18 protein-coding genes are annotated in these 12,187 nt (G+C 65.6%); 2 read left to right on the plus strand and 16 right to left on the minus strand.

Annotation, left to right across the window (positions count from 1 at the left end; all coding sequences use genetic code 11):
- From V3H18_RS15465 to V3H18_RS15490, 6 genes are all read right to left on the minus strand, one after another.
- Window positions 1-1,214 (minus strand): DUF882 domain-containing protein (locus tag V3H18_RS15465; protein WP_408631794.1); only part of this gene is annotated, 1,214 nt, incomplete at its 3' end.
- Window positions 1,215-1,467: 253 nt separating this feature from the next.
- Complete coding sequence (locus V3H18_RS15470) at window positions 1,468-2,196, minus strand: hypothetical protein (protein ID WP_332082965.1); 729 nt, start codon at window positions 2,194-2,196, stop codon at window positions 1,468-1,470.
- Between the two features lie 105 nt (window positions 2,197-2,301).
- A complete protein-coding gene (locus tag V3H18_RS15475) occupies window positions 2,302-3,246 on the minus strand; it encodes an NUDIX hydrolase (protein WP_408631795.1) in 945 nt (314 codons plus the stop codon).
- Window positions 3,247-3,293: 47 nt separating this feature from the next.
- Entirely contained in the window at window positions 3,294-3,812 is a 519-nt protein-coding gene (locus V3H18_RS15480; protein WP_332082966.1) for a tyrosine phosphatase family protein, read from the minus strand.
- A gap of 23 nt (window positions 3,813-3,835) precedes the next feature.
- Window positions 3,836-4,468: an HD family hydrolase gene (locus tag V3H18_RS15485; protein ID WP_332082967.1), complete on the minus strand. Its 633-nt coding sequence runs from the start codon at window positions 4,466-4,468 to the stop codon at window positions 3,836-3,838.
- A gap of 4 nt (window positions 4,469-4,472) precedes the next feature.
- Window positions 4,473-5,102 carry a DNA-3-methyladenine glycosylase I gene (locus V3H18_RS15490; protein ID WP_332082968.1) on the minus strand — a complete coding sequence of 210 codons (630 nt, stop codon included), beginning with the start codon at window positions 5,100-5,102 and terminating at the stop codon, window positions 4,473-4,475.
- Between the two features lie 202 nt (window positions 5,103-5,304).
- Here V3H18_RS15490 and V3H18_RS15495 point away from each other — a divergent pair, with 202 nt between their 5' ends.
- Window positions 5,305-5,835 (plus strand): hypothetical protein, encoded by a 531-nt coding sequence (locus V3H18_RS15495; protein ID WP_332082969.1) that lies wholly within the window; start codon window positions 5,305-5,307, stop codon window positions 5,833-5,835.
- A 134-nt stretch (window positions 5,836-5,969) separates the two neighbouring features.
- Window positions 5,970-6,365, plus strand: a complete 396-nt coding sequence (locus tag V3H18_RS15500) for a DUF3126 family protein (RefSeq protein ID WP_332082970.1) — start codon at window positions 5,970-5,972, stop codon at window positions 6,363-6,365.
- Between the two features lie 117 nt (window positions 6,366-6,482).
- On the opposite strand, the gene V3H18_RS15505 is transcribed toward V3H18_RS15500, so the two are convergent.
- From V3H18_RS15505 to V3H18_RS15550, 10 genes are all read right to left on the minus strand, one after another.
- The gene (locus V3H18_RS15505; RefSeq protein ID WP_332082971.1) at window positions 6,483-7,184 is read right to left on the minus strand and encodes a class I SAM-dependent methyltransferase; all 702 of its coding nucleotides are present in this window, start codon (window positions 7,182-7,184) and stop codon (window positions 6,483-6,485) included.
- A gap of 85 nt (window positions 7,185-7,269) precedes the next feature.
- Window positions 7,270-7,674, minus strand: coding sequence for a hypothetical protein (locus V3H18_RS15510; RefSeq protein ID WP_332082972.1), 405 nt, complete (start codon window positions 7,672-7,674; stop codon window positions 7,270-7,272).
- Window positions 7,675-7,721: 47 nt separating this feature from the next.
- Entirely contained in the window at window positions 7,722-9,110 is a 1,389-nt protein-coding gene (locus tag V3H18_RS15515; RefSeq protein ID WP_332082973.1) for a sensor histidine kinase, read from the minus strand.
- 8 nt (window positions 9,111-9,118) lie between these two features.
- A complete protein-coding gene (locus V3H18_RS15520; RefSeq protein ID WP_332082974.1) occupies window positions 9,119-9,802 on the minus strand; it encodes a response regulator transcription factor in 684 nt (227 codons plus the stop codon).
- Between the two features lie 2 nt (window positions 9,803-9,804).
- Window positions 9,805-10,185 carry a PepSY domain-containing protein gene (locus tag V3H18_RS15525; RefSeq protein WP_332082975.1) on the minus strand — a complete coding sequence of 127 codons (381 nt, stop codon included), beginning with the start codon at window positions 10,183-10,185 and terminating at the stop codon, window positions 9,805-9,807.
- A gap of 183 nt (window positions 10,186-10,368) precedes the next feature.
- Complete coding sequence (locus tag V3H18_RS15530) at window positions 10,369-10,563, minus strand: hypothetical protein (RefSeq protein ID WP_332082976.1); 195 nt, start codon at window positions 10,561-10,563, stop codon at window positions 10,369-10,371.
- Window positions 10,550-10,771, minus strand: coding sequence for a hypothetical protein (locus V3H18_RS15535; RefSeq protein ID WP_332082977.1), 222 nt, complete (start codon window positions 10,769-10,771; stop codon window positions 10,550-10,552). The genes V3H18_RS15530 and V3H18_RS15535 overlap by 14 nt, the downstream gene beginning before the upstream one ends.
- Before the next feature lies 1 nt (window position 10,772).
- Entirely contained in the window at window positions 10,773-10,952 is a 180-nt protein-coding gene (locus V3H18_RS15540) for a hypothetical protein (protein ID WP_332082978.1), read from the minus strand.
- A gap of 47 nt (window positions 10,953-10,999) precedes the next feature.
- Window positions 11,000-11,611, minus strand: coding sequence for an N-acetylmuramoyl-L-alanine amidase (locus tag V3H18_RS15545; protein ID WP_332082979.1), 612 nt, complete (start codon window positions 11,609-11,611; stop codon window positions 11,000-11,002).
- A 47-nt stretch (window positions 11,612-11,658) separates the two neighbouring features.
- Window positions 11,659-12,081: a hypothetical protein gene (locus V3H18_RS15550; protein ID WP_332082980.1), complete on the minus strand. Its 423-nt coding sequence runs from the start codon at window positions 12,079-12,081 to the stop codon at window positions 11,659-11,661.
- Window positions 12,082-12,187 lie beyond the last annotated feature (106 nt).

Genomic DNA, 12,187 nt, shown 5'->3' on the forward strand with positions numbered 1-12,187 from the left:
CGGGGCGCGCCGGCGCCGGCGTCCGTGGCATCGGCATTCTGGCCGTCGGCCTGCTGAAAATCGACCGAATTGCGCGAATCTTTGCCGCCGGCGGCGTCGAGAGCGGCGATGGCCGCGGCGTTCTTACGCGTCGTTTTCTCGATGAGCGCCGCAAGCGAAGCGGGGCGTCTTGGCGGCAGCGGCGCCCGAACGGTCGTCGCCGAGAGCGTTTCCTGTTCTTGCGGCTCGGCGCCGGGCGCCGACAGCGCCGTCTCGCCGCGCGGCAGATCGGCTTCGGCGCGCGCGAGAGTCGCCTGCCCCTGGCTCGCGTCCGTTTCGACTGGCGCGCCGCCTTCCTCTTCCTCGCCGCCGACCTTCCCGCCGCGTCCGCGCCGGGGGGCGAGCGAGGCCCATTGCTTGCGCGTGCTCGGCGCCGGCGCGGCGACCTCCGAATCGTCCTCTTCGCCGCCGCCGCCGCCAAACAGCATGGCGAAGAAGCCGCCGAAGGTGCGGCGCGGCGCGACGACATAGGCGCCGTTTCCGCGCGCCTCGATTTCGGCGCGCGCTTCTTCATAACGCGCGAGCGGTTGGCCGTTCGTCGGCAAATGCACGGTCTTGCCGTCGGGGAAAAGCCGCACGAGCTGGTCGTAGCTCATCCGCGGCCAGGAGCGCACATTGCCGACGTCGAGATGGACGAAGGGCGTGCCGGCCGTCGGATAATAGCCGACGCCGCCGCGCTGCATGCGCATGCCGATCTCGCGAATATTGGACATGGTCATGCCGGGCATGGTGGTGTCCATCGCCTTGCCGAGCATGTGCTGGGAAAATTTCGCGACGGCGCGCGAGCGCGCGCGCAGCATGGCGTTGGTTTCGGGAGAACGATAGGCCGAGACGACATGGACGACTTGGTCGCCGGCGCCGGCGCTGCGATAGGCCTCCCATATGACGTCGAACAGGCGCGGGTCCATATTGGTGGGCTCGTCCCGTCGCCAGTCACGCAGGAACCAGTTCAGCTGATGCAGGACATTGCTGTCATATTGCCCGTTGACGAGATAGGTCGCCGAAATCGATTCATGCGTGTGGGCATGGTAGAGATGGATGGTGCGGGTGTCGCCGTTGGCGACCGCCGTCTCCGTCATTTTCGGCGCGACCGTCGCGAGACAGAGCGTGAGAAGGCCGATAGCCTTCGAAAGCGGGGCGGGGAGTTTCGAGGCGCTTTTGCGAGGCGTCTTCAATAGGTCGCTTCCCGTCTCGCTTGAGGCCTGCGTCGGTGGCCGACGGCGGCTCAAGAATTTGTTTTGCCCTAGCCCGATGTCGTATCGGGGCGGCCCGCGCCTGACGGCGCGCAAGCCTTGGCGGAAATCATCGGTCGCAGTTGCGCGCGAAAGCCGCGCCTTGTCCCGCCGGGGCGAGCGCCCCTAGTTCCCCACCTTTCGCGACGCTAGGGAAACATCATGGCGAAATCTTGCTCGAGCTTCGCCACACAGGTTAATTGGTCGCCACCGTCCGCGAGAATTGCCGGTTAAGGATCGGCTGCGCCCCGGCGATGAGCCGCAAATAGGGAGCCGTGGCGGCCGCGGCGTCGCGCGACGCGAAGGCCTCGGAGGGCGGCCGTCGGGGCGGCAGCGGCGCCTCCGCGAGGTCGTCCTGCCCGCGCGGCGAATCGGAAATGTTCTGGCGATCGGCGACCGCGACGCGAATCGGCCCGGCCGTCTGGCCATCGGCTCCGCCAAGCGCGCCGGCGACGGCCGTCTGGACCTTTTGGGCGATGTCGCCCCAGGCGCTCGCGCCGCCGGACGGCTGCGCCATGGCGACGGCGGAAGACGGCGCGTTCCGCTGCTTGCGGCTCGCGATCATGACGGAATTGTCGCCGTTGCAATTGCGCATGCCGAGCGCGATGAGCTCCGTGCCCGTCAGCACGCGATATTCGCGCGTCAGCTGGCCGAGTCGCGCCTGCACCGCGGCGGGATAGGAGGCGAAGAGTTTGGCCGAAACGCCATAGTCCGTCTCGCGGTTGATGGCGTTATAGGCCTGATGGAACTTCACCTTCGCGTCGGGATAGACGCAAACGTTGGGCAGGCTCAGCGCCAGCGTGCAGGCCGAACGGCATTCATGCAGGCGGACTTCGCGATTCTCGCGGCGATATTGTTCGGTTCGCGCCTCATAATCGCTGACGAGGCCGCCGACGTCCTTCTGGACGATAATCGGGGCCGGCATGGGGGGCGGCGATAGATATCCCAAATCGCACCTCTACGCTTATACGAGCTTACGCTTCGGCGAATATTCACCATAACGCCGTGAACATTGCCTTAAGGAGCAAAATCAGCCCCTTATGCCGACACGAAGCCCCGGCGCAGGCCTTTCTTGCAAAACATTGCGGCGAAAATGGAATAGGGCCGCCGGACGCCCGCCGGTCTTCAGGGACATCTCGCCCGTCGGCTCGACGATGGCCGAGGTTTCGACGAGCCGCCGGAAGTTCTGCTTGTGGAGATGCCGGCCGGCGATGGCCTCCACCGTCCGCTGCAATTCCGTCAGCGTAAACGCCTCCGGCATGAGTTCGAAAATCACCGGGCGATATTTCATCTTCGCGCGCAGCCGTCCCATGGCTGTGGCGAGAATGCGGCGATGATCGTGACGCATCGGCTGGCCGAGCGCTGCGAGCGGCGCGCGTTTTGCCGCCGCCTCGCGCCCGTCGCGCAACGCCTCTTCCAAAAGCCCCGCCTCGTAGAGAAGTTCGTAGCGTTCGAGGACATTCTCTTCGTTGAAGGCGCGCACGCCGCCGCCAAAGAGTAGATGGACCCGCACCTTGCGCGAAAGCCCTGAAGAGGAGACGGCGTCCGGCGCCTCCGAGACCCAGGCGGCGAGGCCGGGGGCGATGGTCTCCTCGATGATCGCGGGCGCCCCTTTGCGCCAATCTTCCCAGGGAAAGAAATCGTGCCAGCTTCGCCAGGCGCCCGGGCGGCGCCCCGGCTCCTCGCCGATGCGGGTGAGCGCCAGATAGCCGACCGAGACGACATGCGGGTCTCGGTCGCCGGCTCTGGCGTGCCGGCCGCGGTCGCCGAAAGTATAAAGCTGCTCGACATAGCCGAGCGGCGCGCCGGTTTGCTCGGCGACCCATTCGCGCAAGCCGATTTCGAAAGTGCGATGGCGGATCGGATCGAAGGGGCCGGAGGGAAGGGCGGCGATCGCGCCCGGTCCGTCCGCTCGCGTCGTGAGGATCAAGGGCTCGTCGTCGCGCACGGCGACGATCGCCGCCGTAAGGCCGATCTCGACCGGCGGGGAAAGCGCCTCCGGCTTGTCGCCGCTTCTGCGCCTCAGCCGAATTCGAGCGCGAAAGGCGCTCCCTCGTAGCAATCGGCGCCGCGTCCGATGGCGGCGATCGCATGGGACATGCGCCCCTCGCGCCCGAGCCTTTGATCGGCGAGCGCCACCAGCCGGCGATTGGGCGTCGCCGTCGGCGAGGCGCGGCGCAGCTCTTGCGCCAGCTCCAGTTCATCGCGATGCGGCGCGAGCGCACAGGCGGCGACATAGGCCGCCGCCGGCGAGCGGCTCACCCCCGCGTAGCAATGGATGACGAGCGGCGCGGAGCGGTCCCAGTCCTCGAAAAAGGCGAGCATCCGGTCGATATGCTCATGGCCGGCGAGAACATGGCCCTCGCGCGGCGCCTCAATGTCCGAGACGGCGACGCGCAAATGGCGCTCGCGGGCGATCTCGCAGGGGCGCACGAGCGAGGCGCCGGCGGTGAGAATGGTGACGAGCGACCGGGCGCCGCTGCCGCGCACCGTGTCCACGACCTTGGTCAGGGAACAGACGTATAGGCGCCCGCTCGACATCCCACTCCCTCGACGTTTTTTCGTTAACCTTCGTCGATAGCCCGGAACCGGGCGAGAAAGCGCGCCTGGATTTCCTCGACGGGAGCCGGCGCGAGTTCATCCTTGAAGGCTTGCGGCGAGACCGCCGGACGGCCGAAGATGCGCTCGGCTTCGCCGCGTGTAAAGCCCGCGAGCTTCACCGCCTCGAAAAAAGCGGCGGCGCGGTCGGCCTGCTTGCCGAGCCGCTGGAGCGCCGGCGAGGGCGCGGCGGGAAGCGAGAAGCGCAGCAGGATCGCGCCGAGGATGCGGGCTTCGACGCTCTTATAGGCGTCGCCGATGACCGCCTTGAAGGGCGAGATCATGTCGCCGATCACATATTCCGGCGCGTCATGCAGCAGCATGAAGAGCCGCTCGGGACGCCCGATCTCGGGATCGAGCGCGCGGGCGACGCTCTCGACGAGCAGGCTGTGCTGCGCGACAGAAAAAATATGCGCGCCGGCCGTCTGGCCGTTCCAGCGGGCGACGCGGGCGAGGCCATGGGCGATGTCCTCGATCTCGACATCGAGCGGGGAGGGATCGAGCAGGTCGAGCCGGCGGCCCGACAGCATCCGCTGCCAGGCGCGGGGGGCGGCGTTCGCGGGCGTGGACGCTCGTTTCGTCGAAGGGCGTTCGCGCATCGATTCAACCGCCTTCGCCGCCACCGCAGCGATGGCAGCCGACGAGATGGTCGTCCACCATGCCCGTCGCCTGCATGAAGGCGTAAACAATGGTCGGGCCGCAGAATTTGAAGCCGCGCGCCTTGAGGTCTTTCGAGATTTTCTCGGAGAGCGGGGTCTGCGTCGGCACGTCGCTCATGCGCCTCGGGCGATTGACGATCGGCCGGCCGTCGACGAAACCCCAGAGGTAATTCGAGAAGCCGCCGTTCGCCTCGATCTCCAGCCAAGCCTGCGCGGATAGCACGGCGCCCTCGATTTTGGCGCGATTGCGCACGATTGCATCATTATGCATCAGCGCGGCGACGCGCTTTCCGTCAAAACGGGCGACCTTTTCCGGATCGAAGCCCTCGAAGGCGGCGCGAAAGGCGTTACGCTTGCGCAAAATCGTGATCCAGGAGAGCCCAGCCTGAAATCCATCGAGCAACAACTTTTCGTATAGCGCGCGGCTGTCGCGCTCGGCGCGCCCCCATTCATTGTCGTGATAGTCGATATAGAGCGGATCGGCGCCCGGCCAGGGACAGCGGGCGAGGCCGTCGGGATGCGGGACGACCGCGCGATCGCGCCAACTGGCGGGCTGTTCGCGGGCGCTCGGCAAGGCTTGTCCTCATAACGGAAGCGACGGCGGCGCCAATCGCGCCGCCGGACGCCGCTTTATCGCGCGTTCGGATTGCCTTCACAACCAAGTTGGGACTATCGTCGCGCGGTCCGGCGCGAATGGCGCGCGTCCTGCTTATTCGGCGGGCGCAAGCCGCTGCGGCTTAAGTTAGCGCCGCGTCTATCCATCATGGGAGATTTATATGGTGATCCGACTCGCTGTTTCTCGCGCTGCGGCCGGCTTTTTCGCCGTAGCCGCCGGCGTCGTCGCCGGCTCCGGCGCGGCTTATGCGCAGGCCCATGTGTTGAAGGAATGCGGATCGCAATATCAGGCCGCCAAGGCCGCCAATGAACTCGCCGGCCGGAGCTGGCAGGACTTCCTCAAGGAGTGCCGCGCGCGCCTCTCTGAACAGGCGAAGCCCGAGGAAGCAAAGCCTGCCGAGGCCGCGCCCGCCGAGTCGAAACCTGTCGAGGCGAAACCCGCTGAGGCGCCCGCCGCGCCGCCGCCCGCCGCCGCGAAGCCGGAAGAGAAGCCGGCCGCCGCCGCGCCGACCGAAGCGAAACCCGCGGAGCCAGCCAAGAAGGATTCGCAGGCCGCTCTGCGCGCGCGCGAGAAAAAATGCGGCGCGGAGTGGAAGGCCAAGAAGGCGGAGCTGAAAAAAGCCGACGCCAAGATCACCTGGCCGAAATATTGGAGCGAGTGCAACAAGAAGCTCAAGGCCGCCGGCGAATAACCAGACCTTCGCGCCTTTTATCGAATCGCCCGGCGGCTCGTTCCGCCGGGCGTTTTTGTTCTCGCCTCCCGCGCATCTTGCCGGCCGGCCGCCTTCATGGCAGAGGGGGGAAACAAAAAATCGGGGGGAAGGGTTTGGACAAGGGCGAATTGCGAAAGCTGCAGGCCTTCCTGCGCCGTTCGCTCGGCAATGAGGACATTCGCGTCGCCGCCGACCCGAAAAACCCGGACGATGCGGCGGTGCATCTCGGCGAGCGCAAGATCGCCGCGATCTCCGTCGACGACGAGGACGGCGACCGCTCCTTCGCCTTCGAGATGAAGCTTCCGGTCGGCCGCGAAGTCCTGCAATCCTATTTGCGCAAGCTCTTCGAGAACGACCGCCTGTCGATCGTCGCGCGCGGGCGCAAGATGGATTCCGTCGAGCTCAACAGCGACGGCGAGTTCCTTGGCGTGATTTCGGCGGACGATCCCAAGCTCTCGAGCTTCACGCTGCAGATCGCCATTCTCGACTTCGATCTCGAAGAAGAGTGATATTGAATTTAACGTAGATCGTGCTTTGGGGGGTGAATCCTTCGGGATGGCGCGCCCGCTGGCGACCCGTCGAGAGAACCTGCCGTCAGGGCCGTCCCTCTTTGCGCCCGCTTCCGCTCAATGCGGCTTCCTCGCTACCGCGATGATGTTGTTGCACCATTCGGGGAGCCGATCGGCGAGATGCATGCTCAGGGCGCTGACGCCCACCGGGCTGGACAAAGGCAGAAACGAGACGCCGATAATGCGCACGTCGTCAAAGCCGTGTTCGATCAGATGGCCGCGCAGCGCCGGCGCGTTGTAAAGGCGCACATGGTGGATTTGGTTGCGATATTCCAGGCCGGTGGGATATACGCCAAGAGGCACCATGACGCGGTTTCTCAGGCAGTTGATGTTCGGCGTGGAAAGCAGCAGCCAGCCGTCGGGTTTCAACTTGTCGAATATTCGCCGCAGAAAACCGTCGGTGTCGATCATGTGCTCGAGAACTTCGAGCGCGGAAATGACGTCGACTCCTGGCTCCGGCCAGGGCAATTCCCTGTCGAGATCGGCCTGAAAATATTCCCAATGAGAGTCCGCAGCGCTTTTTTGCGCGGCGTTCCAGTCGTCCGAGCCGATGCCGCGAACCGAATATTGCGCGATCAGTTTTTTCAAAAACTGACCTTGGTGACAACCGAGGTCGAGCCATGTCACGTCCGCGTCTAGCACCGCGCCGGCATTGGTTAGCAGGTCTATGCCCCGCTGAAACCTGAAATCATCCAACGGATCAAGCATCGCCTGTTTTCTCAGTGAGTGGAAAGCCGCATCGGAGACCCAACGCGCCAAAAATAATCCTCAAACGCCGCCTTCTTATAACAAAATCGAGCGGCGCCCGGCGAATGCCGGTTTAGTCACGCGGCGGAGGGGCGTTTCAACCAGTCGCGCGCCATTCGCCGTTCTGGCGACAGGCTTGTCCCTTAGCTTCCTGCGGCCGCCCATTGATGAAGATGCGATGGGTATAATCGCGGCAGGCGCCCGACTCCGGTCCTGGAAGGATGAAGCCGTAAGCGCCATGCGCGCCGCGCCAGCTCTTGCGCTCTCCCGATGAAATCGCCTGCTGCTGGGCGGCGACCGCCGTCTCGCGGTCCTTTTCATCGAGCGCCTGACCGACCGCGCCGCCGACGACGCCGGGGGCGGGCGGGAGCGGCGCGGCGACGGGAGCGGCGGTCGCCGTCGTCGGGGGACCGGCGGTGGAGGCGCAGCCGCCAAGAGCCGCCGCTCCGCAGAGGGCGCCGAAGGCCGTCAAGGCGAATGCGCGCATGGGCTTGGTCTGCATGTTCCGCTCCAGGAGAAAAAGTCTCACGCAGGATAGGCAAAAAGCTGTCAAAAGCCGGGCAGGCGCAATTCGGCGCGCAAACCGCCGCTCGGACTGTCGTCGAGATTGAGCGAACCGCCATAGGCCGCCGCGAGATCGCTGACGATGGACAGCCCGAGGCCAGATCCCGGCTTGGTTTCGTCGAGCCGGCGCCCGCGCTGCGTCGCGGCGGCGCGCAGATGCGGCGCGAGGCCCGGGCCGTCGTCGTCGATCGTCACGCGCAGCATGCGCCGCTGCGCATCATGCGCGGCGGGCTGGAGCGCCGCGTCGATGACGACGCTGCTCTTCGCCCATTTGCCGGCGTTGTCGAGCAGATTGCCGATCATTTCCTCAAGGTCCTGCCGTTCGCCGAGAAAGCGCAAGTGCGGCCCGGCGCCGCCGGAAAAGGTCACGCCCTTGTCGCCGTAGATTTTGGCGAAGGCGCGCAGCAGCGCCTCGATCGACGGCGCGAGCTGCGTCGACATGCCGAGCGCGCCGCCGCGCGCCGCCGCGCGCGCCCGGTCGAGATAGAATGAAATCTGGTCGCGCATAATCCGCGCCTGCTCGTCGACCTTTTCCGCGAGCGGTCCCGGCGCCGCGTCGGCCTCGTTGACGATCACCGAGAGCGGCGTCTTCAACGCATGGGCGAGATTGCCGACCTGCGTGCGGGCGCGTTCGAGAATGTCGCGATTGGCGCCGATCAGCAGGTTGAGCTCGTCGGCGAGCGGCGCGACCTCGTTTGGATAGCCGCCGACGATGCGCTCGCGGTCGCCGCGGCGGATCGAGACGAGTTCGCGCTGCAATTGCCGCAGCGGACGCAGGCCGAAGCGCACCTGAAAGGCGGCGCCGATGGCGAGGGCGATGGCGAGCGCGGCGAAGGCGACGATCAGCGCGAAGCGAAAGCGCGTGATCTGCTCTTCCATTTCTTCGCCGCTGCCGGCGACCTGCACGAGATAGACGCCGACGTCGCCGACGTCGATGACGCGCTCGACGATGCGCAGCCGGCGCCCGTCCGGCCCCGGCGCATAGCCGCGGCGAAAGCCGCCGATTTCCGATGGGACGCCGAGGTCGGAGAGCGTCGGCAGGCGCCCGGCGAAGAGCGAGCGCGACGCCTTGATTTCATGCGTCTTGTCGTCGAGCCGCGTGATCTGCCAATACCAGCCTGAGCCCGGCAGTTCGAATTGCGGATCGCCGAGCTGTCCCGGCCCCGTGCGGCCTTCCTGCCCGGATTCGGATACGTCGGCGACGATGGCGCGCAGATAGACTTCGAGCCGGCGCTCGAAGACTTCTTCCGCTTCGCGGCGGTAATAGGCGGTGAGCAGAATGCTGGCGACGAGCAGAACGACGGAGCTCATCGCCGCCGCCGTCAAAAAGAGTCGCGCGGCGATGGAGCGTGTGGGGAGGTTCAGCCAGCGCATGCCGCAGGCTACCGTTTGCCTCTGGCGTCCTCCGCCGGCGCGGCCGCCATATAGCCCAGGCCGCGAATAGTCTGGATCAGATCGACGCCAAGCTTCTTGCGCAGCCTGCCGACGAAGACTTCGACGGTGTTCGAATCGCGATCGAAATCCTGATCGTAGAGATGTTCGACGATTTCGGTGCGCGAAACGACGCGCCCGCTATGGTGCATGAGATAGGCGAGCAGCCGATATTCATGCGAGGTGAGCTTCACCGGCGCGCCGCTGACGACGACGCGGCTCGCCTTCGTGTCGAGCCGCACGGGGCCGCAGACGATCTCATTCGTGGCGTGGCCGGTGGCGCGGCGCAGCAGCGCGCGGATGCGCGCCAGCACCTCCTCCATGTGAAAAGGCTTCGCGACATAATCGTCGGCGCCGGCGTCGAAGCCCTGCACCTTGTCGCTCCAGCGGTCGCGCGCGGTCAGGATCAGCACCGGCATGTCGCGGCCGGCCGCGCGCCATTCCTCGAGAATGGTGACGCCGTCTTTCTTCGGCAGACCGATATCGAGCACCACGGCGTCATAAGGCTCGGTCTCGCCGAGATAGTAGCCTTCCTCGCCGTCGAAGGCGCGATCCACCGCATAGCCGGATTGCTCCAGCGCCTGCGCGATCTGGCGATTCAAGTCCTTGTCGTCCTCAATGACGAGCAGCCGCAAGGTCACTCTCCCCTGTTTGGCCCCGACTCGCTTTTGGCGTGGCCGGAATGCGGCCGGCCCGTGACCGCGTCGACCAGAATTTTGACGATGCGGCCATCGGCGCGCAGCAGGCTGATCTCATAGAGCAGCGTTTCGCCCAATTCGCACAATCTCGCGCCGAGCGGCTCTCCGGAGAGACGCATCGCCGCCTCGCGCATGGAATGAAAAGGATTGGCGAGCTTGTGCGACTCCATCAGGCTGCGCGCCTGAGCCATGGTGAGACAGTGCAGATGCGCCGGCTCTTCTTCCGTATGCAAGGGTTCGGCGGCGCGCGCGAAATCGATCGCCGCCACGGTCGCGGCGGCGGCGATCGTCCATCTGACCAAGGCGAGAGCCGCCAGCATGCTCCTCTCCCTAGAGCGCGTTGCGAAAAAGTCGACAGACTTCTTCGGAACGCGCTCCAGTTAATTAATTTAGCGCGATTTCTTATCGATCAAACGATTCGCCTGATCGGAAAGCGGGCTAACGCATCCTCGATTGGACGCCATGAATGCGCAATGAATGCGGCGAGCGCCGTCGCGGCCGGTTCAGCTTCCCGACGCCCGACAGGCGTCGCGCGTCTTCTTATAATCGACAATCATGGCCGCAAGCGGCGAATTTTGGGGCAAGGCCCGCAACTCCGCCGCCGCGCGCTTTTGCTCTTTAAGCGAATAGTCGACGAGCGGCGGACAGCCATCGCCCGTCGACCGGCAGCCCGCCAGCATAAGGCTAAAAACGCCCATGATCGAGATCGTCCGCAACATCCTGCGCGCTCCTTCGTTGGGCCATCACTTGTCCTTGCGTCCTTGCGGCGCGCTCGTCCGCCTCCAAGCGGCGCGCCTTCTCCGTCGCGGCGCCGCCCGCGCCAAGGCGCGCCAGCAGGGCGCGCCCCAGCGCGTAGGCGACGGCGCCGAGGACAAGGAGGGCCGCCAGCGCCGTCTGGCTCGGCATGTCAGGCGTCCTTGCCGGGCGGCGTCGAGGTGATGGAGCGCATGATCGCCATCAGCGCGGCGGAGCCGATCGCCACGGCGCCGGCTTTGGGATCGTTGAGAAAGCCGACCCAGTCGGACGAGGCGAGCGCGCCGAAGACGGCGACGAGCGCTGCGGCCACATAGGTGCGATAGCCTTGCATAGTCGTTTCCTTTCATCTTGCCGGAAAGCCGCCGGCGCGGGTTTCGGTCACTTGCGTCCGAAAACGCGCGAGACGAATGACTCCATGCCGAAAGCGGGGCCGGGATCGCGCTTGCGGGTCGGCGCAATGTCGTCATGGCCGGCGATCTCATCGATCCCATAAGCGGCGACGATCGCCTGCGCGATTTCGACGGCCGCGGCGATCTGCGCGGCGGGATAGGCCATCCAGGGCTTCTCGGCGCCCTTGTCGAGTTTATGCGCGAGCATCGCGACCTCGCTCGGCGCGACGCTCTTGCCATAGGCGTCCGCGAATTTTCCATTGGCGCGTTTCGTCAGCGGCCCGGCGTTCGTCATTTCGACGCCGATGGAGAAGGCGTTGCAATTGGCGCGTCTTTTCCAAAGGCTCTTGCCGGCGTGCCAGGCGACGCGATTGAAGGGCGCGAGCTGCGTCGCCGTTCCGTCGAGATCGACGACGAGATGGGCGCTCGCCTTCGCAATCGGATTGCAGAGCCAGGAGATCGCGCTCTTCGCCGATTGCGAGGCGGTGTAATGCATGACGAGGAGCGAGGGCTTCAGCGCGCCGCCGAGATTGGGCGTCAGCGCTTGCGCGACGGGGTGGCCGTCCTTGTAGAGAACATGATTCTTCACGGCGAAGGCCATGGGCCGTCTCCTTTTTTGCATTGGATGGGGTGATGAAGGTCGTATGCTCAGGCGACGATGGTCGCGGCCTGGCGGAACAATTCGTCGAGCGTTTCGTCGCTCAAGGAAAGGCGGGCGGCGAGAGATCCGACGAACATGCTCGAGCGGTTGACATGCGTCGCATATTCCCATGCGAGCGCGAGAGTCGGCTCTTCGTCGCGCCGCGACTCGACAAGGGCGTTAACCGCGTCGAGCAACGTTCCTCCTTCAGGCGCCGCTATGCGACGAAGCTGTTCGCGCGCCTGAAACATCGTGATTGCGCCTGGGACGGCGGCCTTTTCCGGTGGCGCCAGGAAAATCTCGCCGTCATAGCGCCATTCCGGCCCCGCTTCCTGCGTCGCGACCCCGAGAACGCCTTGCGGAGGCGCGAAATCTTCTTCGGCCTCGACGACATTTTCGACGACGCCGTCGCGAATGAGCGCAATCCGCATGTCTGAAATTCCCCTCAGAAATATTCGATAATGACGCAGAGGCCATTCGCCCCGGCGCCGCCTGCGCCGGAATTCGCGCCGTTGCGCGACGCGCCGCCGCCTCCCG

The sequence above is a fragment of the Methylocystis borbori genome, from assembly GCF_036576025.1.
Classification (GTDB): domain Bacteria; phylum Pseudomonadota; class Alphaproteobacteria; order Rhizobiales; family Beijerinckiaceae; genus Methylocystis; species Methylocystis borbori.